The sequence below is a fragment of the Phytohabitans flavus genome, from assembly GCF_011764545.1.
In the GTDB taxonomy this organism is placed as follows: domain Bacteria; phylum Actinomycetota; class Actinomycetes; order Mycobacteriales; family Micromonosporaceae; genus Phytohabitans; species Phytohabitans flavus.
In genome coordinates this window covers 4,389,756-4,412,037 of sequence record NZ_AP022870.1, presented here as the reverse complement: position 1 = coordinate 4,412,037, position 22,282 = coordinate 4,389,756, and the positions used below count along the sequence as shown (strand labels likewise).

Sequence of the window (22,282 nt, the reverse complement as noted above, 5' to 3'; positions counted from 1 at the left end):
CGTAGCGTCGATCGAGCCAGCCGAGCGCCCTTCGGGCGCGTGCCTGCCTTGGATGTCCGCACCCAACCGGCAAGCCGGTCGAAGGCTGGGCCGGAGCGCGGGCCCGGCGGCGAAGTCGCGGTCGGCCGACCACAAACCCGGGGTGAGCTTGCCAACCGCGGAGGGTGAGGCCGCGGGAGCGACGGTCCGGACCACCACGGACATCGCGGTAGCTCGACTTTCTTGGTTTTGGATCTTTTACCGCGACATGCCGCCGAGGCCACCCCAACTCCAAGCCTCTAAAGCCCCCGCGTCGAAAAAACTTCTGATCCACATGCAACGCCGGAGCCCTGGTGGGTGTCTTGAGGTCGGAGAGAGTGCCGGCACGGGGAGGGCGGCGCGGCGTGACCTTCGAGGAGTTCGCCACGGCCCGATTAGGGTCGCTTGTGCGGTACGCCACGGTCTTGACCTGGGATCCGTACCTTGCCGAGGACATCACCCAGGAGGTGCTGCTGAAGGCGCAGACGCGATGGGGGCGGATCGGCGGGTTGGACGCACCGGAGCAGTACGTGAAACGCATGATCCTCAACCAGTTCCTCTCCTGGCGGCGGCGCCGGGCGGCCCGGATGCTGACGATCTCGCCGGAGGCCCTGGAGTCGATCGCCCCGCCGGTCGCCGACAGCGCGGCCGCGGCGGAGGACCGCGACCTGGTGCTGCGCCTGATCGCCACGCTCCCGCCCAGGCAGCGGGCCGCGCTGGCGCTGCGCTACTACGAGGACATGTCCGACGACCAGATAGCGGAGCTGCTCGGATGCCGGCCCGTCACGGTCCGGACGCAGATCTTTCGGGCGCTCGCGACCCTGCGGGCCGCCCTCCCGGTGCGGCCGTCCGTGATCGAGGGGGTCCCTTCGTGACCGCGTCCTTGGAGGACCTGATCCGCGAGGCCCAGCAGCGCCAGGCCGCGCGGGCCGTACCCGAGCGGATCCTGGCCAGGCTGCCGGTCTACGGGGCGCGGCGGGCCCGCAGGCGCAGGTCCGGCCGGCTGGTGGTCGCCGCCGTGTGCGCGGTCGGGCTCGCGGTCGCGGTCGTGCCGGTCGCCATCCACATGAGCGAGGCATCGTCGATACCGGTCGCCGCGGCGCTCTGGTCCGGCACGGTGCCGGACTTCGGCCAGCTGGCGTCGCCGCGAATCGTCTGGCCCGAGGCGGTGCACCGGATCCCGGACACGCTTCCGGGCGGCAGCCAGTACACGGTGTCGGCCGTGCTGGGCAGCGGCCGCTACCTGGTGAAGTCGGATGTTTCGGTGGGTGCGGCGCCAGACGGCATTGCCTACTGGCCGGCGATCTTCGACAGCGCGGCGGGGACGGCGCAACCGATAAGCCCGGCATCCGCCGACCGGGACGGGACGGCACTCGCCGACGCGTTCGTGGCCGGTGACCGGGTGCTGTGGGGGTGCAGCGGCAGTCCCGGCCGTACGAGCTGTGGAGTGCCCCGCTGGACGGCTGGACACCAGCGCGGCTTGTCGCGACGTGGCCGCTGGCCGGGCCCGCGTACCCGATCGGCCTCCAGGACGAGGTGGTCTACTGGCGGTACGCCGGGGACGAGGAGGCGGTGCCCGGCATCTACGAGATGTCGCTCGGCGACCGGGTGACGTCGCTGGTGCCCGGTTCCGAGGGGTACCAGGACTTCGGGGCCTTCCCGTGGGTGAGTTCGACCAGGCCGGTCGGCGCGGACTTCGCCGGCCCGGTGCGCCCGGAACGGTCAGGCGACCTGCTCAACGTGGTGACCGGCACGCGCCGGGCCTGGACCGCCCACGAGGGTACGGAGATGGTCGACTGCAACCCGGTCCTCTGCCTCGGCCTCGACCGCAACGGTGGGGCGACCGTGCAGGAGCTCGACGGCAGCGGGTTCCGCCAGATCCCGTACAGCCAGCGACGGGTGCCGTATGAGCAGGCGGCGTTCGCGGGGCGGTTCGGGATCGGCGCCTTCACCGAGTCCGGCGGGCGGACGTGGGTCTGGGACCGTACGACTGGCGCGGCGGCGACGATGGTGAGCGTGTCCCTCCCGAAGGCCGTGCGGATGCCGCAGACGGTGGTGGAGTGGCAGGAGCCCAACGGCGCGAAGTACGTGCTGGACCTGGCCGCGATCAAGTAACCGCTGAGCGCGACGCGGCGTCCACAATGGATGCTTCGAGGCGGCGCAGGACGGCCTCCTGGTCGGCCGGGCCGAGGAAGTGGGTGTCCGCGCACAGCGCCAGCACGATCGCGTCCCGCTCCTGCAACACGTGCAGGTAGCACGGGTCGAAGGGCTTGTCCTGCCGGCGCGCCACCCGTGTGGTCGTCCGCGCGAGCGCGGCGCGCACATCCCCGGTGGGGTCCACCGGCGGTACGTCGACGGTCAGCGCCCGCCGGTCGTTGAAGCCGCAGCGCATCACCGCCGGATCCGGGCGCTCCGCGGCCACCCGCTCGACCAGCGCGTCGAGCGCCGCCGGGTCGTAGTACGAGTGCTTGTACCCGGCCAGCGACGCCCGCCACGTGCGGGTGAGCGCCTCGCCGAAGTCGCAGCCGGCGAGGTCGAGCCGGCACAGCGCGGTCTGGCTCACCGGGCTGACCGTCGTGGCGAGGCCCGGCCGGAAGCGGTTGCCCACCACGAGTTGCGTCAGCAGCGGGCTGATCCCGGTCACCTCGGACATCGCCATCGCGAAGGCGGCCAGCAGCACGGTCGAGGTCTCCAGCCGGGCCCGCGCGGCGACCGTCCCGACCGCGAGGTGCAGCGCCGTCGAGGTGCTGACGAGCTCCCAGTACCGCGGGGTGCGCGGGTCGGCCGATCCGGCGAAGCGGTCGGCGGGCGTGGTGCGCAGCAGGTGCTCCCAGTGCCGCAGCGCCGCCTGGCTCCGCCGTACCGCCGCCGGCGTGCGCTGCTCCCGCGCCTGCTCCAGCGCCTGGAGGGCGGTGCTCGGGCCGGTCGGGCGGGTCCGCATCTCGTCCTGCATGGCCAGGGCGCCCAGGCCGTCCACCACCAGGTGGCAGACGACCATCACCTGGTACGCGGGCACGCCCAGGTGGCGTACCACCGCCATGCGCACCGGCCACTCCGTGGCGTGGTCGTGGTCCGTGTCCTGGTACCGCTCCTGCACGCCCACCGCCACCTCGGCCGGGTCGGCGTCGGGTGCGGCGTCCACCACCTCCAGGGCGATCTCGCCGCTCGCGTGCACCACCTGCCGGGGGAGGGCGCCGCCGGTGAAGCGGAGCGTGGTGCGCATCGAGGGGTACCGGCTCACGCACCAGCGCAGCTCGGCCACGACGTCCTCGACCGTGGTGCCGGGCGGCAGGGGCCGCGCGAAGCCGATCGGCAGCCACGACCGGTCCCGCCGCATGCTGCCCCAGATGTCCTGCTGCCCCCAGCTCAGCTCGTCTTCGCCGGCGCCCTCCCCGGCGAACGGAACAGCGATCAGCGTCACGCCACCCATGCTGGCGGATCTTCGCGCTCATGGATATACACCTGTCGGTCGAATTCTTGCAGTCCCTTGTACAAAAGTTGCTAAGGGGGGTGGGGTTGTCCTTACCGCCGATACGGCGGTGGGCACCATCGAGAAGCGGGCGGATCCACACCAGACTCAAAGTCATGGTGGGGAGGGGTTTCGATGCCGACGATCGCGCGGGTGATTCTCGCGGTCCTGTCCGGTGGCGCGTTGCTCGCGCTGGTACTGCTCGGCGGGATGGCGCTGTGGGTGTGGCGGCGCGGCGGGTTCGGCGTGGTGGCGAGCGTGCTGCTGCGCAGTCTCGCGGCGGCCGTGGTGGGGCTCGGCGGGTGGTTCCTGGCGATCCTCGTCGTGGCGAGCGTGTGGCCGGAGCTCTTCGCGAGCGCCGGCCTCGCGGTGGTGGCGTCCGGGATCGCGGTCGGCCTCTGCGTCTACCTGGCCTGGTACCGGCGCGGCGCCGGCCCGGGTCTGCGGTACGGCGCGCTCGCCGCGACGCTGGCCTGGGGCCTGGCCGGAGCGTGGCTGGGCGGGCACGCGGTCGAGGGGTTGGCCGGCGCGCTCACCGCGATCCTCGGCGCCGTGCTCGCCGCGAACCTCGCGCTGCTGGTCCTCGACATCGCCCGCGCCCGCGGGCAGCGCCCGGCTATGCGAACGGCTCGGCCGTCGTGGCCAGCGCTCGCCGGACGAGGTCGATGAGCGGCTCCTCCGGGCGCTCCAGCCAGACCTGGTTGGCTACCCGGACCGCCGTGAGGAAGTGCGCCGCCAGCAGCCGCGCGCGTAGCGGGGTGTCCGGGGCCGCCGGGAGCCGCCCCGCGATCACGCCGGACAGCTCGCGCTCCGCCACCGTGTACGACCTGACCAGCTCGCCGGCGAGCGCCGGGTCGCGGCGGAGCGTGCGGTAGCGGACCCGCCACTCGGGTCCTCGTCCGCGTTCTCCGCTACCGACACCTCGATGGCGCGGGTGAGCGCGGTCCATCCCGCCTCGCCCGCCGGACGGTCCCGTACCAGCTCGACGAGGCGGGCCATGCGGGCGTAGTCGGTGTGCAGGAGCGCCTGCTCCTTGCCGTTGAAGTAGTTGGAGAACGTGCGCCGCGACACGTTCGCCGCGTCCGCGATCGCCTCCACGGTGACCCGCTCCACGCCGTGCTCGGCCGCGAGCCGCACGGCGGCCTCGTGCAGGGCCTGCCGCGTCGCGGCCTTCTTCCGCTCCCGGAGCCCGGGAGCGGGCGGATTGGTCGTAGCGGTCATCACACGCAGCGTACCGCCCAGGGTGGCGCGGTTCCCAGTGAGAAAACTTGCGCACTGCGCACCTTCGAGGCATGCTTCGAGATGAACAGATCCGTCCCGCTCCCTGGAGGCCGCGTCGTATGACCGCGCCCGCACCTGTCGCCCCGATGCCATGAGCCACCGCCAGCGCCTGGAGAGCCTCAGTGGCCTGCTGCTGGTGCTCTTCGTCGCGCTGCTGAGCTCCACCGTCGTCTCGACCGCGCTGCCCAAGATCATTGGTGCCCTCAACGGCAGCCAGACCCAGTACACGTGGGTGGTCACCGCGACCCTGCTGACCGCGACCGCCTCGACGCCGATCTGGGGCAAGCTCGCCGACCTGCTCAACAAGAAGCTGCTGGTGCAGATCGCGATCGGCATCTTCATCGTCGGCTCGATGGTGGCCGGCTTCGCGCAGAACGCCGGTGAGCTGATCGCCGCCCGCGCGTTCCAGGGCATCGGCGTCGGTGGCCTCCAGGCGCTGGTACAGGTCGTGATCGCGGCGATCATCCCGCCGCGCGAGCGGGGTCGCTACAACGGGTACCTGGGCGGCACGATGGCCCTCGCGACGGTCGGCGGCCCGCTGCTGGGCGGCCTGATCGCGGACACCGCGTGGCTCGGCTGGCGCTGGTGCTTCTTCGTCGGCGTACCGGTCGCGATCGTGGCGCTGCTGCTGCTCCAGGCCACGCTGCACGTACCCACGATCAAGCGTAAGGTGAAGATCGACTACGTCGGCGCGACGCTCATCTCGGCCGGCGTGAGCGTGCTGCTGATCTGGATCTCGTTCGTCGACCACTCGTTCGGCTGGTTCTCCTGGCAGAGCATCGCCATGGTGGGTGGCGCGATCGTGGTGCTCGCCGCCGCGATCTGGGTCGAGTCACGAGCCGCCGAGCCGGTCATCCCGCTCGGCATCATCCGCGAGCGGACCACCGCCCTCGCGATCGTGGCCAGCCTCGCGGTCGGTACGGCGATGTTCGGCGGCGCGGTCTTCCTCGGCCAGTACTTCCAGATCGGCCGCGGCTACAGCCCCACCGAGGCCGGCCTGCTGACCATCCCGATGATGGCCGGCGTGCTGCTCACCTCGATCGTCGCCGGCCGCCTGATCAGCGTCTCCGGGCGGGTCAAGCCGTACATCCTGGCCGGCACCATCCTGCTCGTCGCCGGGTTCGCGCTGCTCTCCACCATCGACCACGAGACCTCGCTGGTGATCGTGGGCGCGGCGATGTTCCTGGTCGGCGCGGGCGTGGGCATGTCGATGCAAAACCTCATCCTCGCCGTACAGAACAGCGTGCCCCTGCGCGACGTCGGCGCGGCGAGCTCGTCGGTGACGTTCTTCCGCTCGCTCGGCGGCACGATCGGCGTGTCGGTGCTCGGCGCGGTGCTCGCCAACCGGGTCACCGACAGCATCACCCGCGACCTGGCCGCGGCCGGGCTGCCCACCTCGGGCGGCGACGGCGGCACCAGCACGCTCAACCTCAACGCGCTGCCGGACACGGTCCAGCACATCGTGCGGGCCGCGTACGGGGACGCCACCGGCCACATCTTCCTCATCTCGGCCGTCGTCGGCGTCCTCGGCGTGATCGCCGCCGTGCTGCTCAAGCCGCCGCCGTTGCGCACGAGCCTGGACGTTGACTCCACGGCCGATCCCGCTCCCGAGGTCGGTGCCACGGCCGACACGGTTTCCTCGCCCGCGCGGTAGGCACACCGATGGAGGCGGTGGCGGAGTACGGGCCGAGGTGGGCCCCACCGCCTTTCGAGCGCGGCACCGACGGACCCCGCGTGATCCTCGTCGGCGTGGACGGTTCGGACACGTCGATGCGCGCCGCCGCGTACGCCTGCGGCCTGGCCCGGCGGCAACACTGCCGGCTTGTCGTGGCGTACGCGGCGCCCGTGCTCACCTGGGCGTGGGCCGTCCCCGGCGCGGTGCCCATGATGCTCGCCGCGCATCAGGAGGTGGAGGCCGAGCTGCGCGCGGAGATCCGGCAGGTGGCCGAGGAGATGCGGATCCCGGTGTGCTTCGTGTCCCGGCGCGGCGACGCGTACGGCTGCCTGCGCGAGGTCGCCCGCGAGGTGAAGGCGGACATCGTGGTGGTGGGCGCGTCGACCCAGCCGCACCGGGTGTTCGGCGGCTCGGTCGCCACCCGACTGGTCCGCCTGGGCCGCTGGCCGATCACTGTCGTGCCCTAGGCGATCTATACCGAAATAGAGAGCTGGAGTCACCGGCCAAGATCCTGACAAAATCCCTGATTTTGTGGCTTCCAAGGCTGGCTGTAGCAGCAAAATCAGGGATTTTGCTGCTAGCGCGCCTCGGGGACCGCGGGGGGTGAGGCCGCGGGAGCAGCGGTCCGGACCACGACGAACATCGCGGTAGCCCAAACTCTTGCCTTGGAATTGATCCTCTAGTCAGCCGAGCCAGGCCGCGATCAGGACCAGCGTCGCCGCCGCGGCCAGGGTGGAGAGCACGATCGCGTCGCGGGCCAGCGCCACCGCCCTGTCGTAGCGGCTGGCGAAGACGAAGACGTTCTGCGCGGTGGGCAGGGCCGCGGTCACGACCGCGGCGAGCAGCGCCGGCCCTTCCAGGCCGAGGGCGTGCCGTCCGATCAGGTACGCGAGCAGCGGCTGCCCGACCACCTTCAGCGCCACCGCCGTGTACCGGTCCCGCCCGTCCGGCCCCGCCGTGAACGGCCGGCTGCCGCGCAGCGACATCCCGAGCGCGAGCAGCGCCAGCGGTACCGCGGCCGAGCCCACCAGGTCGAACGGGCGCAGCACCTCGTCCGACGGCCGCCACCCGGTCGCGGCGATCCCGATGCCCACCGCCGAGGCGAGCGTGAGCGGGCTGCGCAACGGCAGCATCGCGAGCGCCCGAGGTGACGGCCGCCGGCCGCCGGTGGTGACGTCGAGGACGGCAAGCCCGATCGGCGCCGCCAGCATGGTCTGGAAGAGCAGCACCGGCGCCATGAACGACACGTCGCCGAGCACGTACGCGGCGACCGGGATGCCAAGGTTGCCGGCGTTCACGTACGAGGCCGCGAGCGTGCCGACGGTGAGCGCCGGCGAGTCCGGCCGCTCCTTGCTGGTATGCCGGTAGACGAGCAGCGTGATGGCCAGGTAGGCGCCCGCGCTGAGCACGGTACTCAGCACGAACGCGGCGAGCGCGCCGGTGAAGATGTCTCCCGGTGAGGAGCGGACGAGCGTGGTCAGGAGCAGGGCCGGCGCGGCGACGAAGAACACCAGGCGGGCGAGCACCGTCGGGCCGGACGGGCCGAGCAGCTCGAACCGTCCGATCAGGTAGCCGACAAGGGTGACCACCCAGATCGCCGCGAAGCCGGCCAGCACGCCACGCACCGCGTAAGCATGGCGGGCGGTTGCCGCGCCGCTGATCGGGTAGGGGTTGCGTGAGGGGGTGACCACACATGGCAGGTCGTGATGATCCGGAGCAGGAGCGGGTGTGGCAGGACTTCCACGAGGCGGTCAACATGTCCTCGCCCCAGTTGCGGGACTGGCTGATCGCCGAGACGGCGCTGAACGACACGTACGACCCGGAACCGGGCATGGACGTGATGGACCTCGGCAACCGGGTCCTCCAAGTGCTGGGCAAGCGGCGGGTCGACCTGAACGACGCCGACGTCACGCTGATGCGCGACGTGACCGATCTGATCAACCGCCGGCGGTCCCAGCGGCCGGCCGACGACGTGGACTTGGCGCCGTGGCGGCACAGCCTCATGGCCGTCGGCCACGACCCGTGGCGCGACCTCACGTAGGGCGGGCGGTCAGAGGTCGCGCAGGTGCTCGGCGATCCGGCGGTTGTGCGGCGAACGGGCCTGGCGGGCCTTCTCGTCCGGCGTCTGCCGCTCGTCCGCGGCCGCGTCGATCGGCGCTGACTGCCGGATCTCGCCCAGGTTGCGGTACGTCTCCCAGGGCAGCCCGCGCAGCAGCCGCATCGCGGGCGCCGTGGCGTCGCGCTGCTCGGCGTGGGCCACGACCTGGTCCTTGTTCGCCGGATAGTCGAGGTCGTTGAGCGCCGCGCGTACGTCGTTCCAGCCGGTCTCGTCCATGGCGGTGGGCTACCCGCTCCGGCCCGCGCCAACCAGCGCTCGACATCCGGCCCGGACGCGCGGGGCCGGGCGGCGGGGGACGCGGTTCGGCGCGCGTGGCCGGGGTACCCGGAAGGGCATGAGCACAGCGACCGAGCCACCGGCCCCGCCGGCGCCGCCGCATCCGGGTCCGCCGCCGCGGCCGCCGTCGCCCGCCGAGCCGCCGCCGGGGCCGGCGCCTGATCCCTCTCCGGTACCGCCGCCGCAGCCCGGTCCGTCGCCGACCGACCCGACCGGTCCGGCGCGCCAGACCGCCCGTGCTCGTGTCCGCCTGGCGGGTTCGCCGCACCCTGCCGCCCTTTCTCGCCGCCGGCCCGGTCGCACGTGCCTCGCGGTCCGTCCCGGCGGCGGCCTGACCGGCCGGTCGGGCACCGCGTCGTGGTGAGGAGGGCCCGTGACAGAGGCCGGCAGCCGCGACTACGAGGACTTTGGCGAGGCCGCCCGCGAGTTGGGCGCCGAACAGCAGGGAGAGCCGCGCGTCCGACCCGTCGAGGACTCGGACCAGACGGCCGCCGCGGTGGACGACGACGCACCCGTGCCCGACCTGGCGCCGGACGACCTGGACGGCGAACCCGACCTGTTCCGCGCGCCCGAGGAGCAAGAGGAGACGGTCCCGCCCGAAGAAGCCGTCCCGCCCGAAGAGGCCGACGCGACGCCCGGCGCTTCCGACCAGCGAGGCGAGCCCGGTACCCGGGCGCATGAGAAGGGTTTGGCCCGCACGGCCGTCCAACCAGGGGAAGCGTGCGCGCGGGCCGGAGGGAGAAGTTCTGACATGGTGCAGCATCGAGACTTCGTCACGACCGTGGCCGACCACATCGGCGTGACCGTGGACGAGGCGCGGCGGGCGGCCGAGGCGACGATCGCCGCGCTGGTACGCACGGTGGACGAGCCACAGCGCCAGCAGGTCCTGGACGCCGTGCCGACGCTGCTCGCCGAGCAGGTCGACGCCGCGCCGGGTCCGGCCTGGGACGAGGACGACTTCGTCGCCGAGGTGTCGTGGCTGACCGGCACCGCACCGGAGGAGGCGCGGCAGCGAGTGCAGGCGGTGCTGTACATCCTGTCCCGCCAGGAGCCGGAGCTGGTGGGGGAGCTGGAGCTGCCCGGCGACATCCGCGACCTGATCAGCGATCCCGCGCCCGGCGGCGGCGTCACCGGGCCGCACGGCCAGACCCCGCCGCTGACCGACGACGAGCTGGCCGCGGCCCTGGTCAACCTGCCGTACTGGACCGGCGGCCACCGCGCGCTCCGGCGGACCATCCAGCTGCCCGAGGACAACCTGCGCCGGGTCCTGGACCTGGTCGAAGGGCTGCGCGGCGAGATGGGGCGGGCGCCGGACGTCGAGCGGGACGGGGACACGGCGACGCTGACCGTGTCTACCCGATCGGTCGACGCGGTCACCCGGCTCGACGTGGACCTCGCCCACCGGGTCGACGACGCCATCGCGGACGCGGGCGCGGGCCTCGCCTCCCCGTGACTCTCGCTACGCCTCCGACCGCACCAGCCGCCGCAGGGCGGCACCGCAGCGTTGGGCGTAGAACCGCTGGAACACCGGCAGCAGCGGGCCGGCCAGCCGCAGCCACCAGAGCACCGGGCGGCTGAACGCGACGATCTCCAGCCACACGGTGTCGTCCTCGTCCCGCGTGACGACGAACGCCTCCTCGCCACGCAACGGGTGGCGGCCGACCGAGCCGTACCCGAACCCGCCCTGCCGCTCGCCGTGCTCGGCCCACACGACGACGCACGGCGCGTCGAGACCGACCGGGCCGAGGCTGGGTCGGGTGGTCACGGTGACGCCGGCGGCGGCGCGGGGCGCGGAGGCCTGGACGCGTACCCCCATCGCCTTGTGCATCCGCCAGGTCAGCACCGCCTCCACCGCACTCGCGTACGCCTTGGCGCCGGCGCCCACCCGCATGCGGCGCCTCAGGTGGCGGTATCCCGCCGGCAGCGGTCCGCGCAGTGTGGCGCCCGTTTCCGGGTACGTGGTCAGTGTCATTCCGTCCTCACTCCCGATACTCCCCATTCGCTGCCCGCTCCTATCCGTTGCCAGGCGATGAGTGCGCAGAGTGCGAAGCCGAGCGCGTTGGCCAGCCCGTGCGTCGCGACCATCCAGGAAAGCGGCAGGTGCGGGAGGTCGGCGGCCTGCCCGAGCGCCCACACGAGGGCCAGGACCATCGTGGCCGTGAGCGTGACCGCGGAGGTCACGAGCAGCCCGCGGGTCGCCGCGCCGGCGCGGGCCCGGCGCCAGGTGAGCCAGCCGACGAGCCACATGCCGGCGGTGAGCAGGGCGGCGCCGGCCAGCTCGACCCACTCGCCGGTGAAGAAGCCCGCGAACACCACCGCGATGCCGGCCGGCACCGAGACCGCCGCGAGGCGCCCGGCCGGACCGTCACCGTCCACACCGCACACAAGGCCGGCGACGAGCGCGGCGGCGAACCCGGCGTAGTGGAAGTGGGCCACGGTCAGCGCCAGCACGTCGAGGTCGAACCCGAAGAGGTGCACGCCCGCCCGCTCGGCCACCAGCGCGCAACCGGCGACCGTCGGCCCGGCCAGCGCGGTGGCGACCGCGACGGTACGCGGCAGGGGCAGGCGTCGCGAGAGGACCACGCGGGCCGCGCTCAGCAGCAGCGCCGCGGCCGCCGGCAGGTACGCGGCGGCCAGCACCGCCGCGAGCCAGCCGCGCGGCAGCCACACGGAGACGGCGGCCGGCGCGGCGGCGGCGAACCACAGCCGGCGTACGCCAGCCAGCCCCGACGCGGGCAGTAGCCGCAGGCCGAGCGGCATCACGACCAGCAGGCCGACACAGATCAGCAGGTCGAGCAGGGCCTGGCTCCACGTGCTCACGAGCGCACCTTCCGGACCAGCCACAGCAGGTCGGTGGTGATCGGGCGCATGCCGGGCAGCCGGCTGAGCCGGATCAGTCGCGCCACGAACGGGGTGGCCAGGTCGATCAGCCGCCGGGTGCGGTCCTGCTCGTACGACGTGTCGTGCACCCAGTACAGCGTCACGCCGAGGTAGGCCAGCCACAGCAGCTCGGGCAGGTCGGCGCGGACCTGGCGGTCGACGGCCGGCTTCGCGCCCTCGACGACGTCGCGGAACAGGCCGATCGCGGCCTCCCGGGCGGCCGTCGACTCGTCGCTGAACGGGCTCGACCCGGACCGTGGGTTGATCGCGACACCGACGAAGGAGCCGGCGAAGTCGTGGTACGGCGCCATCACCGTCACGCCCGCGTGCAGCACCCCGCGCAGGCGGTCGACGAAACCGTCGCGGCCCAACGCCTCCGCCGCCTCCTCGCGGTGCCGGCGCTGGATCTCCGCGTAGAACTCCTGGACCAGCTGGTCCTTGGAGCGGAAGTAGTAGTACGCGTTGCTCACCGACAGGCCGGCGGCGTCGGCGATGGCGCGCATCGTGGTGCGCTCGTAGCCCCGCTCGGCGAACAGCCGCAGCGCGGTCTGGACGATCAGCTCGCGTGTGCGCTCACCGTGCGCCGGCGGCGCACCGGGCGGCTTGGACATCCCCACGACCCCCTGGATTTGAACTAGTTCAAATCACAGTCAAGGTAGCCCTGGATTTGAACTAGTTCAAGAGTGGGGCTGGTCACGCACCAACCAGCGTGGGGGAGGGCTACTGGGGCTTCTTCAGCCACTCCCACGCGCGCTGGAGCCGCTCGCTGACCGGGCGCTCGGCATCGCCGGCGACCGGGTCGGCGCTCGGCTCGCGCAGGTCCGTGCCGGGCACGGTCAGCAGCGCTCCGCCGCTGTGCATCTCGGCGATCTGCTCGCGGTCGGCGAAGCGCGGCCCGTCCGGGGTACGCACGATCAGGCCGTGGAAGATGTCCTGCCCCTCGTCAGCCAGGACGTGTTCCACCAGGCCGACGAAGACCCGGTCACTGTCGAGCACGGGTGCACGGTCCGGCAGGACGGTGTAGGCCACCGGTTCGCCAAGTCCTTCCACACCTGACCGGTACCCGCGGACGGGCCTTTCACGCCCGGAAAGCTAGCCCACCCAGCTGGTCTCCTCCGGGTCCAGGAAGGCGAGCGTCACCGCGGCGAAGAGGGGCGACGCGAACAGGTTGTAGTGCGTGAGCCCGGGCAGGATCGCCAGCGCGTGCCCGCCCTTCGGCCGCCCCTCGCTCATCCAGCCGCCGTCCCGCAGGCCGCCGTCCAGCAGCTTGAAGACCTCGACGTAGTGGCTCGGCGGGGCCATGTCCGCGTCGCCGGCCACGATCAGCGTCGGCATCTGGAGGCCGCGTACCTCCTCGGTGTAGTCGAAGTCGTGCGACATCGCCTCGCCCATCTTGTCGAGCAGCCGCGGGAAGTCCTCCGGGCGCGGTGCGAGCTCCATGTACGTCTGGTACATCGGCGTTTCCTTCAGGAACTCCGCCGCCGCGGCGTTGACCTGGCCCTGCTGCTCGCGCATCTCCGCGGGGAGCGCGTCCGTGCGGATGTGCGCGGAGGCGCTGACCAGGCGACCGACCTTCTCCGGGTGCCGGATCGCGGTCAGCAGCGCCACCCCGCCGCCGAGCGAGTAACCGGCCACGTCGGGACGGTCGAGGCCCAGGTGGTCGATGAGCGCCGCGATGTCGTCGGCCATCAGCGCGATGTCGATCGGCCGGTCGATGTCGGCCGTGCGGCCGTGCCCTTGCAGGTCGGGCAGGATCACCTGGTGGCGCTCGGTGAGCGCGGGCAAGATCGGGCCGAACATCCCGCCGGCGCCGAGGCCGCCGTGCAGCAGGATCAGCGGCCGCCCCGTGCCGTGGGTCTCGTAGTAGAGGTGGAGCCCGTTGACGTCGGCGTACCGGCCGGTCGTGGTGGTGTCACTCATGGTGCCGCTCCTCGAAGTCGTATCTCGTATCTCGCGAGGGTCAGACTCCGGGGTCGCGGAAAACTCATCGGCGCGGCCGACGACATCGGGCCTCAACGGTCAGTGAAGTTGCCCGAGGTCGCTCCGCCGGTCGTACCGTCGCTCGTCGCGCCGCTCGCCGGGGTGCTCATCCCGCCGCTCGTCGCGTCGCCGGTGGTGGTCGGCGCGACCTTTTTGTCCCTAGTGCTCCGGTTCGGTCGGCGACGTACGCTGGCCGGCCCGGCGGTGCCACCCGTGGTGGTAACGGCGCCGTGGCCGCGCGTGGGGCCACCGTCGCGCAGGATTTCCTCGGTCAGTGTCTCCGTGCTCTCACTGCGAGTGCGGTCAGACATGTGTTCGGGATACCCGCGGCGGTCCCCGGTAACCGCGCCCGCACTGGGTATGACACAGGCATGGAGATCAGTGACAGGTACGGGTTCCACGCGCCGTCCGAGGTGGTCTTCAACAACCTCACCGACCCCGACCGCGTGTACCGGTGGCTGCCGTTCGGCGTGCGGATGCAGTGGCGCGGGCCCGACCGCGTACGCTTCGTCTCCCCGATCGGCTCGACCGAGTGCCAGGTCGACAGGGTGGTGGAAGAAAAGCGGATGACGGTGCGCACGCTCAAGCCGCCGTACGTGGAAGGCACCGCGCGCGTCGAGGACGACCCGGCGGGCGGTAGCCGGGTGCACGTGGCGGTCAACGCCGAGGGCGTCAACCTGGACCCGGAGAACGTCCGGACCGTACTCGACGAGACGATGCACCACCTGTGCGGCGACGTCGACGACAACTTCAACACCAGCTGAGGCCGCGCACGCCGACGTAGTCTTCGACCATGGCGGGTGACGGCGCGGTGACGTCGGCACCGCTCCGCGTGGTCGAGCGGCAGCGCTGGGTGGTGGAGGCCCTCGCGGTGGGCCCGTCCGACCGCCTCCTGGAGATCGGGTGCGGGGCCGGTACGGCCACCGCGCTCGTCGCCGAGCGGCTCCGGGAGGGGCGGATCCTCGCCATCGACCGGGCGGCGAGCGCGGTACGTCAGGCACGCGAGCGCAACGCCACCCAGATCCGTACCGGCAAGGTCGAGGTCCGGCACCTCGACATAACGGCAGCCGAGGACGCCGCCGCGGCCGAGCTGCCGGACCACTCGTTCGACACGATCTTCGCGGTAAACGTGAGCCTTTTCTGGCTGGCCACCCCGCCCGGCTTGCTCGGCCAGATCGGCCGCCTCCTCGCCCCCGGGGGCACCCTGCGCGTATTCGCCGAGCGACCCACCCACGCCGCCGTCGCGGCGATCGCCGCCCAGGTCTCGGGCGCCCTCCGCACGCACGCCTTCACGCCGGTCACCGCGACTGTCACAGGTAGTCGCGCCACGGTCACCGGACAGGTCGGCTAAAACTTTTCTCCGGCCGGGCAACCTCGCACGTGGCGACTTCCGTCTGGATCCCGACGGAAGGAGCCAACACGAGTGAACCAGCGCGACGAGGACGAGTTCCGCGAGTTCGTCGCCGGCCGGATGGAGTCGTTGCGCGGGCTGGCGTACCTCACTTGCGGTGACTGGCAGGCGGCCGAGGACGCGGTATCCACCGCCCTCAGCAAGCTGTACGTCCGGTGGAGCCGGGTGAGCGCGCCGTACACGTACGCCCGCCGCACCGTCATACACGCCGCGATCGACGAGACGCGGCGGCCGTGGCGGCGCGAACGATCCACCAGCCCCGACCTGCTCGACCGGCCCGCGCCGGACCGGATCGACCCCGAGGACCACGCCCACGTGCGGGAGGCGCTGCTCCGGGTGCCGCGCGGGCAGCGGGCGGTCCTGGTGCTGCGGTTCTACGAGGAGCTGAGCGTCGAGGAGACCGCCCAGGTGCTCGGCCGGAGCACCGGCACGGTCAAGAGCCAGACAGCCAAGGGCCTGGAGGCGCTGCGGGCCGCACTTGGCCACCACGACTTTCACGCGGCCATCGGATAGCGAACAAGGAGAACGATGAACGACATGCGTCAACTCTTGGAGGACGCCAAGGCGGACGCGCCACCGGTACGCGTGAGCGTGGACGAGATCGTGCGGGCCGGCCGCCGGCGGGTGCGAAACCGCTGGTACGTGCGGGGCGCCGGCGTCGCCTGCGGCGTGACCGCGGTGGTCCTCGGCGTAGCGACCCTGCTGCCGGCGGGGAACGACCCCGTCGACTCGGTCGAGGCCGGGCCGTTCGGTTCCGCGGCGGCCGCGGTGGTTCCGGCGTTCACCACCACCTTCAGCGGGTACGCCATCGGCGACTTCCACATCGTGGACCCGATCGAGGTCACGCCCAGCTACGAGCGGACGCTCCTCCAGCGGTCCAACGTGGACGTCGGCGAGGGCCCGGACGTCACGCTCGACGCCGGCACGCTGACCGTGTACCGCCAAGGCGCCTTCAGCCCGGACAAGTTCCGCGCCGGCACCGCGGTGACCATCGGCGGGCGGGAGGGCTTCGCGACCACCCTGCCGCAGAAGGTGCAGGTGGGCGGGCCGGACCTTGAGTCCCGGAAGGACCCGGTCACCAAGACGTTCGACGTGCCGGCCATCGCCTGGCAGTACGCGGACGGCGCCTGGGCCACCATCGAGGCCGACTACCTCGCCCAGCACACCGTGCCGGCCGACGTGCTGCGGCAGCTCGCCGAGCGGTTCGCCACCCGGGAGCCGGCGAGCGTGAAGCTTCCGGTCAAGGTGACCCACGTGCCGGACGGCTGGAAGCTGGCCAGCGCGGGCACCCGGGGCCTCGTGAGCGGCGACGCGCCGATGGCGCTGCTGCTGTACGTCCCGGCGAACACCACCGCGCTGGCTGGCCAGCGCGAGCTGAACCTCCCGGATGCCCCGGCGATCCGCATCTCGGTGAACCCGGTCGACACCGAGGGGCCGTACCGGCACCCGTTCAACCCGCCCTGCCCGGAGGGCAAGTACTTCTGCGACGTGAAGATCGACGGCCGGTACTACGCCGAGGTGTACGACCAGTCCGGCACCCTCTCCGCGGACCAGATCAAGGCGATCGCCGACGGCTTGCGGTTTGCCACGATCGCCGACAAGGGCACGTGGTTTCCGGTGAAGGAAGGCTGACACTCTCCACAGTGGAGGAACCACGACGGCCGGCGGGCGAGAGAGGTGTCCGCCGGCCGCGTGGGGCCAGCGCCCGCGACAGGGCGCCGGCCGCAGCTGGCCACAAGCTGTTGGTACCGACGGTAAGGGTCGCCGATCCGTTGCGGCAACGGAGTTTCAGCGGCCCTGGAGCGCGTCCAGACCCACCGCCATCGCGATGACCATGCGCCGGTCGAGGCGTGGCTCGTGGATGGTCACCACGTACTTGTCGCGCAGGCCCCACTTCTTCACGACCGAGAACGCCGGCTGGCCGCCCTCGAAGACGAAGTCGAAGTGGTACGGCAGCCACGACAGTCCCTCGGCGAAGCGGCGCAGGATCGCCACGAGCTGGCTGCGCTCCTGGCCGGTCGCGGGCGGCAGGCCGGGCTGCTCCACGATCCAGGTCGACCGCAGCAGCGACCGCTTGAAGTCCTTGCGGAACAGACCGATCGCCGCGCCGGACGGGTCGGTCACGTCATACGCCGAGCCGAGGTCCATCACCTTGCGGGCCTTGAACCCGAGCACCGGCTGCTGCTTGGTGTCGTCGGTGTAGAGGGTGACCTGCTCCTTGAAGGCCATCCGCTTCTGCTGCGCGAACGCGAGCATCCCGGCCTCGGACCCGTCCGGACCGGCCGCGTGCACCTCGTACTGGTTGACCATCATGCGGATGCGTTGCCGCACGATGAGTGTTTGCTGGGTTTGCAGCTGTTGGGCGTTCATAAGTGCGCGAGTCTGCCACAGAACCCCAGGTCGCGCCGCCCTGGAAAGTTCGACAACGTCAACCACGCCGCGTGTCGGGTAGGTGACAGTCGAAACCTGTTGGTGAGCGCGGCGCGGAGGGCTCGTTCCGGTGTCAACCCACGACACCAGGAGGGAACATGCTCTACCTTTCGCAGGCCTGGCGGCGGGCCCGGCGGCTGCGCCGCCGCACCCGCCTCGCGGTCGCCGGCGTCGCGCTGGCCGGTGTGGCCGCCGCGCTCGTCGCCGGCGGGCCGGTGGCCAACGCCCACCCCGGACAGCCGTCGGCCGTGTTCGACCCGGACGAGGTCAACTGGGCCGAGCTGCGCGAGCGCACGCTGGACGGGTTCGAGCAGGACATGGCGCACTGGAAGGAGATCGGCTTCTTACCCGTCGACATCGAGGCGGACGGGTTCAGCGGGAAGCCGTGGTTCGCCAGCGCCGTACAGCGGAACCTCGACGGCCGGGACTGGCGGGCCGAGGGGAAGATGACAAAGGCCGAGTACACGGACGCCGCGGCCGACGCGAAAAAGGACGGCCTGCGCCTGGTCGACCGGGAGATGTACGCCGTGGGCGGCGAGTGGTACTTCGCCGCTGCCTGGGTGGAAAACGTCGAGGGGCTCGGCTGGACCACCTGGTACGGGCTCACGCTCGCCGAGCTGAACGCGCGCCAGCACGAGCAGCGGCGGGCCGGGCGGATGCCGATCGACTTCGACATGTACCGCACCTCGGACGGGATCCGGTACGGCGTCGTGTTCCTCGACAACCCGGAAGGGCTGGACTGGCACCTGCACGGCGACCTCACCTCGGCGCAGTACGCGGCCACCTTCAACGGTTACGCCGGCAGCGGGTTCCGGAGCCTCTCGATCGACTCGGCGGCGGACGGGCAGCAGCTGTTCGGCGGCATCTTCGTGGAGAACGCCAACGGCCGCGACTGGCGCGGGCGGCGGGAGATGAGCGCGCACCAGTACGGGAACAACTGGCACCTCGACGCCGACGAGGGCTACCGGCAGATCTTCGTCGGGCGGTACCAGACCGCGGGCGGCGTGAAGTACGCCTCCATCTGGCGGCAGAACAGCGACCGTCCAAACTGGCCGGAGCGGCCGGAAGTGGACAAGTTCATCCAGGCGGAGATGGGTGAGGACAGCGTGCCGGGCGTCGCCGTGGCGGTCATGGAGAACGGCGTGTTCACCTACACCCGCGGCTTCGGCAAGGCGGACATCGCCGGCGACGTGTGGATGGACTCCGATCACGTGATGCGGTGGGCGTCGGTCGCCAAGGCGGTCGGCGGCGCGCTCACGATGCGGCTGCACGAAAAGCCCGGCGACCAGGTCGACCGTGACCTGAGCGCGGAGCACTACTACGAGCCGCTGAACGACCAGCACGACGCCACGCTGGAGCAGCTGGCCAGCAACCGCGGCTGCGTGCGCCACTACGCCGGCAACAAGTCTTCGTCGCTGAAGACGCTGGACCCGGCGCAGTACGACGCGGAGTTGGCGACGGACAGCCACCTCGCGGCGACCGAGTACCCGGACGCGCGTACCGCGGTCGCGGAGTTCGACGACGACCCGCTGCGCTCCTGGACCGGTGGCGCCGTCTCGACCAACTGCACCGCGGGTGACTCGGAGCTGTACAGCACCCACGGGTACACGGTGCTCGGGGCCGGGCTCGAAGCGGCGACCGGCGTGCCGGTCAAGGACCTCGTGCGGCAGGAGATCAGCGACCCGCTCGGCCTGACCACGCTGCGGCAGGAGGACCCGGACGACACCGAGGTGCGCCGGGCGAAGATCTACAAGGGCCCGTCGAACACCGAGGCGACCCCGGACCAGATCAGCTGGAAGACGCTGGGCGGCGGCCTGGAGTCGAACGTGCGCGACATGGCCCGCTTCGGCAACGCGATGATCGCCGGCAACGTGGTCGCCGATACGGACCACATCTGGGACGGCACCGCCGAGGGCTGGGACTACGCGTACGGCTGGGACGTGGATACCAAGGGCGGCCACCGGTACGCGACCAAGTCCGGCGGTCAGCTCGGCTCGGACGCGCACCTGCTGGTCTTCCCGGACGACGGCATCTCGATCGCCGTGCTCATCAACCGCGAGGAGCTGAGTAACCCGGAGGACCACGCGACGGCGATCGCCTGGCACATCGGCGACCTGCTGATCTGACACCGGACAGCCGGGGTGCGAAGGGGAGCTACCGTGCCGGACATGGACGACCGCGCGCTGGTGGCGGCGATGGTCGCCGGCGACCCGCGGGGCCTCGACGGCGCTTACCGCCGCTACGCACCCCGGCTGTACGCGTACTGCCGGGCGACCCTGCGCGACGCCGACGCGGCGGCGGACGCGGTGCAGGACACGTTCGTCATCGCCGGGCGGCGAGCCGGGCAGCTGCGCGAGCCGGAGCGGCTGCTGCCGTGGCTCTACGCGATCGCCCGCCACGAGTGCCTGCGCCAGATCCGGGACCGGCGGCGGGAGGCGCCGGCCGAGCTCGAGGACGCCAGCGCGGACACCGCCGATCTCGGGGCGGGCGTGCGGGCCGCCGAGGTACGCGAGCTGGTGCACGCGGCCGCGGCCGGGCTCGGCGACGGCGACCGCGAGGTGATCGAGCTGGCGCTGCGGCACGGGCTGTCCGCGGTCGACGTCGGCGCGGTGCTCGGCGTCTCCGCCAACCACGCGCACGCCCGGCTCTCCCGGGCCAGGTCCCAGCTCGAACGCGCGCTCGGCGTGCTGCTCGTGGCCCGCGCGGCGGCCTGCCCGGCGCTGCGCGAGCTGCATCCCGGCTGGGACGGGCGGCTCACCCCGCTGCTGCGCAAGCGGCTCGGCCGGCACGTCGACGGGTGTGCCCGCTGCCGGGCCAGCCGGGGCACGCTGCTGAGCCCGGCGGCGCTGCTGACCGGGTACGTGGCCGTCCCGTTCACCGTCCTGCCCGCCGCCTCTTGGCGCCCGGCCGGGCCGCCGGACGTCAAGCTCGGCCGGGACGGGTTTCCGTCGTCCCGGCGGCCGAGCACGTGGGCGGCGGCCGGCGCGGCGGCGGTCGTGGCGGTGCTTGTCGTGGTCGTGCTGACCCGGCCCGGCGAGCCGGTCCCGCCGCCCGAGCTGGCGAGCGGATCAGCGTCGCCGGTACCGTCGGCCGCTCCTGGTCCGCCCACGCCGCCGGTCGCACCCTCGGCCTCCTCCGCACCGCCCACGCCACGGGCCACCAGATCGCCGGTGCCGGTCGCCAGCGAGCCGACCGGACCCACCATCGTCGCACCCACGCCGTCCACAAAGGACCCAGATCCTGAGCCAGAGGTCGAGGCGGCGTTCAGCGTCGCGGCGAGCGGTGGCGTGCGGTGCGGCTCGGACCGGGTCACGTACACGCTCTCGGCCGACGCGACCGCCAGCCACACGATGACCGCGAGCCGGCTCGTCTGGCGCAGCGCCCAGTCCGGTACCGAGAGCGCCGCGATGACCGTGACCACGGGCAGCGCCGCCCGAGGCAGCCGCACCGGCCTGCGCTACGGGCAGATCACCTGGTGGGTGCTGGGCAGGGCGGCCGACGGCACCACCGCCGAGAGCGCGCGCGAGACCGTGACCAATCCGTGCCGGCGCGACCGGCCGGGCGACTTCACCGCGCCGTCGGCATCGGCGTCGCCAGGCCCGCGAGGGCGGCGTCCAGGTCGGCCGGGCGCTCCCACAGGACCCGGGACAGCCGGGCGTTGCTGCCGGTCCAGACCATGCGCAGTATCGGCACGCCGGCGCGCTGGTCCAGGGCGAGCATCGGGCGCCGCTGCTGGTTGAGGCCGGTCAGGCCGAAGAGGGGTACCGGTCCGGTGGCCGGCCGCCCCAGCCCGGCCCGCTCGCGCCGCCACGTGTCGTACGCGGCCGCGAACCGCCACGGCGCCGAGCGGGCGAGCTGGGTGTAGAGGGCGGTGACCCAGGCCTCGGTGTGCGCGGCGCGCAGGTACCGGGTCGGGAAGCCGTCGAGCAGCGCCGCCACGTCACCGTCCACGCATACCCCGGCGGTCTCCAGCGCGGCGGCCACGTCGTACGCGTCGAGGAGGTCGGTGAGCGGGCGCGCCTCCTCCGGGCTCACCACCTGCCAGCGGTCGGCGGCGGTCGCCCCACGGCCGGCGGTGCTCCACAGCCACGGCGCGGTGTCCCACCGGTGGTCCTGGTTGACGCCGATCAGCTGGTCGATGCCGAGCGCGAGCGACCCGTCCCGTACCCGGGCGGTCAGCCACGGCCCGCGCTTGCCCGGGTCAGGGCCGTACCGGGCCAGCGCCACCACCGCCCGGCGCGCGTAGCGTCCGCTCCGCTCGCGCGGGAAGTGCCAGCAGAGCAGGCCGGGGTCGAGGCGGGCCAGGTCGGCGGCGAGCGCGTCCCGGGCCGGCACGAGCGCGCCGGCCAGCTCGGTGCGCAGGTCGGGGGCCGACGCGGCAGCGTCCCGCTTCTCCACCTCCCGCCGCAGCCGGGTCCGCTCGCGCCGCGGGTCTGCCGTGGGCAGGGTGCCGCGCAGGGTGTGCCGGTAGCCGTACCAGAGTCGAGCGGCATCGATTACGGCCTGCTCGTCGCCGGTGACCGTGCGTTGCGCGGAGGTGTCCCGGCTGTGCCCCAGCCCGTCGTCCGGGTCCTCCAGCATGGTGACCTCGAAGGCCGGCTCCCCGCCGCCGTGGAGGTCGTACGTCACGTCCGCGTCGCGCACCCAGGAGCGCCGGTCGGGGGAGAGGCCACCCTGCCCGGGCGGCAGCGTGTGGCGTACCCGGATGGCCGTGACCTGGAGTCGCGCGGTCGTCGGCGGCTG

General features: G+C 72.5%; 25 protein-coding genes and 1 pseudogene. 14 read left to right on the top strand and 12 right to left on the bottom strand.

Features of this window, described 5'->3' with window-relative positions; all coding sequences use genetic code 11:
• Positions 1-383 precede the first annotated feature (383 nt).
• The 3 genes from Pflav_RS19270 to Pflav_RS19260 are packed head-to-tail and all read left to right on the top strand — an operon-like array spanning position 384 to position 2,133.
• On the top strand, positions 384-893 hold the full coding sequence (locus Pflav_RS19270; protein ID WP_173037386.1) for a SigE family RNA polymerase sigma factor: 510 nt from the start codon (positions 384-386) through the stop codon (positions 891-893).
• On the top strand, positions 890-1,630 hold the full coding sequence (locus Pflav_RS19265) for a hypothetical protein (protein WP_173037385.1): 741 nt from the start codon (positions 890-892) through the stop codon (positions 1,628-1,630). The genes Pflav_RS19270 and Pflav_RS19265 overlap by 4 nt, the downstream gene beginning before the upstream one ends.
• The gene (locus Pflav_RS19260; RefSeq protein ID WP_173037384.1) at positions 1,591-2,133 is read left to right on the top strand and encodes a hypothetical protein; all 543 of its coding nucleotides are present in this window, start codon (positions 1,591-1,593) and stop codon (positions 2,131-2,133) included. The genes Pflav_RS19265 and Pflav_RS19260 overlap by 40 nt, the downstream gene beginning before the upstream one ends.
• On the opposite strand, the gene Pflav_RS19255 is transcribed toward Pflav_RS19260, so the two are convergent.
• Positions 2,126-3,439 (bottom strand): condensation domain-containing protein, encoded by a 1,314-nt coding sequence (locus Pflav_RS19255; protein ID WP_173037383.1) that lies wholly within the window; start codon positions 3,437-3,439, stop codon positions 2,126-2,128. The two genes, Pflav_RS19260 and Pflav_RS19255, sit on opposite strands and share 8 nt — an antisense overlap.
• A gap of 183 nt (positions 3,440-3,622) precedes the next feature.
• On the opposite strand from Pflav_RS19255, the gene Pflav_RS19250 reads away from it, so the two are divergent.
• The gene (locus Pflav_RS19250; RefSeq protein WP_173037382.1) at positions 3,623-4,156 is read left to right on the top strand and encodes a hypothetical protein; all 534 of its coding nucleotides are present in this window, start codon (positions 3,623-3,625) and stop codon (positions 4,154-4,156) included.
• On the opposite strand, the gene Pflav_RS45865 is transcribed toward Pflav_RS19250, so the two are convergent.
• Both Pflav_RS45865 and Pflav_RS19245 read right to left on the bottom strand, forming a co-directional pair.
• Positions 4,104-4,322 (bottom strand): acyl-CoA-like ligand-binding transcription factor, encoded by a 219-nt coding sequence (locus Pflav_RS45865; RefSeq protein ID WP_232072704.1) that lies wholly within the window; start codon positions 4,320-4,322, stop codon positions 4,104-4,106. The two genes, Pflav_RS19250 and Pflav_RS45865, sit on opposite strands and share 53 nt — an antisense overlap.
• Entirely contained in the window at positions 4,277-4,708 is a 432-nt protein-coding gene (locus tag Pflav_RS19245; RefSeq protein WP_232071632.1) for a TetR/AcrR family transcriptional regulator, read from the bottom strand. Before Pflav_RS19245 ends, Pflav_RS45865 begins: the two co-directional genes overlap by 46 nt.
• Positions 4,709-4,859: 151 nt before the next feature.
• Between Pflav_RS19245 and Pflav_RS19240 the strand changes: the two genes are divergently transcribed.
• Together Pflav_RS19240 and Pflav_RS19235 are read left to right on the top strand one after the other, a co-directional pair.
• Complete coding sequence (locus Pflav_RS19240; RefSeq protein ID WP_173037381.1) at positions 4,860-6,422, top strand: MDR family MFS transporter; 1,563 nt, start codon at positions 4,860-4,862, stop codon at positions 6,420-6,422.
• An 8-nt stretch (positions 6,423-6,430) separates the two neighbouring features.
• Positions 6,431-6,910 (top strand): universal stress protein, encoded by a 480-nt coding sequence (locus Pflav_RS19235; RefSeq protein ID WP_173037380.1) that lies wholly within the window; start codon positions 6,431-6,433, stop codon positions 6,908-6,910.
• 216 nt (positions 6,911-7,126) lie between these two features.
• Here the strand turns inward: Pflav_RS19235 and Pflav_RS19230 are convergent, their stop codons facing one another.
• Complete coding sequence (locus Pflav_RS19230; RefSeq protein ID WP_173037379.1) at positions 7,127-8,068, bottom strand: AEC family transporter; 942 nt, start codon at positions 8,066-8,068, stop codon at positions 7,127-7,129.
• Between the two features lie 68 nt (positions 8,069-8,136).
• Between Pflav_RS19230 and Pflav_RS19225 the strand changes: the two genes are divergently transcribed.
• Positions 8,137-8,484 carry a DUF3140 domain-containing protein gene (locus Pflav_RS19225; RefSeq protein WP_173037378.1) on the top strand — a complete coding sequence of 116 codons (348 nt, stop codon included), beginning with the start codon at positions 8,137-8,139 and terminating at the stop codon, positions 8,482-8,484.
• Between the two features lie 9 nt (positions 8,485-8,493).
• On the opposite strand, the gene Pflav_RS19220 is transcribed toward Pflav_RS19225, so the two are convergent.
• The gene (locus Pflav_RS19220; protein WP_173037377.1) at positions 8,494-8,778 is read right to left on the bottom strand and encodes a DUF2795 domain-containing protein; all 285 of its coding nucleotides are present in this window, start codon (positions 8,776-8,778) and stop codon (positions 8,494-8,496) included.
• 433 nt (positions 8,779-9,211) lie between these two features.
• Between Pflav_RS19220 and Pflav_RS19215 the strand changes: the two genes are divergently transcribed.
• Positions 9,212-10,291, top strand: a complete 1,080-nt coding sequence (locus Pflav_RS19215; protein WP_173037376.1) for a DUF2267 domain-containing protein — start codon at positions 9,212-9,214, stop codon at positions 10,289-10,291.
• Positions 10,292-10,297: 6 nt separating this feature from the next.
• Here Pflav_RS19215 and Pflav_RS19210 read toward each other — a convergent pair whose 3' ends face one another.
• From Pflav_RS19210 to Pflav_RS19185, 6 genes and pseudogenes are all read right to left on the bottom strand, one after another.
• The gene (locus Pflav_RS19210; protein ID WP_173037375.1) at positions 10,298-10,810 is read right to left on the bottom strand and encodes a DUF1990 family protein; all 513 of its coding nucleotides are present in this window, start codon (positions 10,808-10,810) and stop codon (positions 10,298-10,300) included.
• The gene (locus Pflav_RS19205; protein ID WP_197938634.1) at positions 10,807-11,658 is read right to left on the bottom strand and encodes a YndJ family protein; all 852 of its coding nucleotides are present in this window, start codon (positions 11,656-11,658) and stop codon (positions 10,807-10,809) included. The genes Pflav_RS19210 and Pflav_RS19205 overlap by 4 nt, the downstream gene beginning before the upstream one ends.
• Positions 11,655-12,329 carry a TetR/AcrR family transcriptional regulator gene (locus tag Pflav_RS19200; RefSeq protein ID WP_173037374.1) on the bottom strand — a complete coding sequence of 225 codons (675 nt, stop codon included), beginning with the start codon at positions 12,327-12,329 and terminating at the stop codon, positions 11,655-11,657. Before Pflav_RS19200 ends, Pflav_RS19205 begins: the two co-directional genes overlap by 4 nt.
• Before the next feature lie 109 nt (positions 12,330-12,438).
• A complete protein-coding gene (locus tag Pflav_RS19195; protein WP_232071630.1) occupies positions 12,439-12,747 on the bottom strand; it encodes a hypothetical protein in 309 nt (102 codons plus the stop codon).
• Between the two features lie 63 nt (positions 12,748-12,810).
• Positions 12,811-13,638, bottom strand: coding sequence for an alpha/beta fold hydrolase (locus tag Pflav_RS19190; protein WP_173037372.1), 828 nt, complete (start codon positions 13,636-13,638; stop codon positions 12,811-12,813).
• Positions 13,639-13,730: 92 nt separating this feature from the next.
• Positions 13,731-13,964: pseudogene (locus tag Pflav_RS19185) on the bottom strand (hypothetical protein); the annotation flags it as partial.
• A 105-nt stretch (positions 13,965-14,069) separates the two neighbouring features.
• On the opposite strand from Pflav_RS19185, the gene Pflav_RS19180 reads away from it, so the two are divergent.
• The 4 genes from Pflav_RS19180 to Pflav_RS19165 all read left to right on the top strand — a co-directional run bounded on the left by Pflav_RS19180 (position 14,070) and on the right by Pflav_RS19165 (position 16,741).
• Positions 14,070-14,462, top strand: coding sequence for an SRPBCC family protein (locus Pflav_RS19180; RefSeq protein ID WP_173037371.1), 393 nt, complete (start codon positions 14,070-14,072; stop codon positions 14,460-14,462).
• A 29-nt stretch (positions 14,463-14,491) separates the two neighbouring features.
• Positions 14,492-15,049: a class I SAM-dependent methyltransferase gene (locus tag Pflav_RS19175; protein WP_173037370.1), complete on the top strand. Its 558-nt coding sequence runs from the start codon at positions 14,492-14,494 to the stop codon at positions 15,047-15,049.
• Between the two features lie 72 nt (positions 15,050-15,121).
• Positions 15,122-15,622, top strand: coding sequence for a SigE family RNA polymerase sigma factor (locus tag Pflav_RS19170; RefSeq protein ID WP_173037369.1), 501 nt, complete (start codon positions 15,122-15,124; stop codon positions 15,620-15,622).
• A gap of 15 nt (positions 15,623-15,637) precedes the next feature.
• Entirely contained in the window at positions 15,638-16,741 is a 1,104-nt protein-coding gene (locus tag Pflav_RS19165; RefSeq protein WP_173037368.1) for a hypothetical protein, read from the top strand.
• Positions 16,742-16,897: 156 nt separating this feature from the next.
• Here the strand turns inward: Pflav_RS19165 and Pflav_RS19160 are convergent, their stop codons facing one another.
• Entirely contained in the window at positions 16,898-17,479 is a 582-nt protein-coding gene (locus Pflav_RS19160; RefSeq protein WP_173037367.1) for an LURP-one-related/scramblase family protein, read from the bottom strand.
• A gap of 158 nt (positions 17,480-17,637) precedes the next feature.
• On the opposite strand from Pflav_RS19160, the gene Pflav_RS19155 reads away from it, so the two are divergent.
• Both Pflav_RS19155 and Pflav_RS19150 read left to right on the top strand, forming a co-directional pair.
• Entirely contained in the window at positions 17,638-19,665 is a 2,028-nt protein-coding gene (locus tag Pflav_RS19155) for a serine hydrolase (protein WP_173037366.1), read from the top strand.
• A gap of 42 nt (positions 19,666-19,707) precedes the next feature.
• Positions 19,708-21,279, top strand: coding sequence for a sigma-70 family RNA polymerase sigma factor (locus Pflav_RS19150; RefSeq protein ID WP_173037365.1), 1,572 nt, complete (start codon positions 19,708-19,710; stop codon positions 21,277-21,279).
• Positions 21,280-22,282 lie beyond the last annotated feature (1,003 nt).

Excerpts from the sequence above, each read along its gene's own strand:
- Pflav_RS19250 (WP_173037382.1), top strand. The coding sequence starts at position 3,623 with ATGCCGACGATCGCGCGGGTGATTCTCGCGGTCCTGTCCGGTGGCGCG.
- Pflav_RS19245 (WP_232071632.1), bottom strand. The coding sequence starts at position 4,708 with ATGACCGCTACGACCAATCCGCCCGCTCCCGGGCTCCGGGAGCGGAAG.
- Pflav_RS19240 (WP_173037381.1), top strand. The coding sequence starts at position 4,860 with ATGAGCCACCGCCAGCGCCTGGAGAGCCTCAGTGGCCTGCTGCTGGTG.
- Pflav_RS19235 (WP_173037380.1), top strand. The coding sequence starts at position 6,431 with ATGGAGGCGGTGGCGGAGTACGGGCCGAGGTGGGCCCCACCGCCTTTC.
- Pflav_RS19225 (WP_173037378.1), top strand. The coding sequence starts at position 8,137 with ATGGCAGGTCGTGATGATCCGGAGCAGGAGCGGGTGTGGCAGGACTTC.
- Pflav_RS19220 (WP_173037377.1), bottom strand. The coding sequence starts at position 8,778 with ATGGACGAGACCGGCTGGAACGACGTACGCGCGGCGCTCAACGACCTC.
- Pflav_RS19210 (WP_173037375.1), bottom strand. The coding sequence starts at position 10,810 with ATGACACTGACCACGTACCCGGAAACGGGCGCCACACTGCGCGGACCG.
- Pflav_RS19200 (WP_173037374.1), bottom strand. The coding sequence starts at position 12,329 with ATGTCCAAGCCGCCCGGTGCGCCGCCGGCGCACGGTGAGCGCACACGC.
- Pflav_RS19190 (WP_173037372.1), bottom strand. The coding sequence starts at position 13,638 with ATGAGTGACACCACCACGACCGGCCGGTACGCCGACGTCAACGGGCTC.
- Pflav_RS19180 (WP_173037371.1), top strand. The coding sequence starts at position 14,070 with ATGGAGATCAGTGACAGGTACGGGTTCCACGCGCCGTCCGAGGTGGTC.
- Pflav_RS19175 (WP_173037370.1), top strand. The coding sequence starts at position 14,492 with ATGGCGGGTGACGGCGCGGTGACGTCGGCACCGCTCCGCGTGGTCGAG.
- Pflav_RS19165 (WP_173037368.1), top strand. The coding sequence starts at position 15,638 with ATGAACGACATGCGTCAACTCTTGGAGGACGCCAAGGCGGACGCGCCA.
- Pflav_RS19160 (WP_173037367.1), bottom strand. The coding sequence starts at position 17,479 with ATGAACGCCCAACAGCTGCAAACCCAGCAAACACTCATCGTGCGGCAA.
- Pflav_RS19155 (WP_173037366.1), top strand. The coding sequence starts at position 17,638 with ATGCTCTACCTTTCGCAGGCCTGGCGGCGGGCCCGGCGGCTGCGCCGC.
- Pflav_RS19150 (WP_173037365.1), top strand. The coding sequence starts at position 19,708 with ATGGACGACCGCGCGCTGGTGGCGGCGATGGTCGCCGGCGACCCGCGG.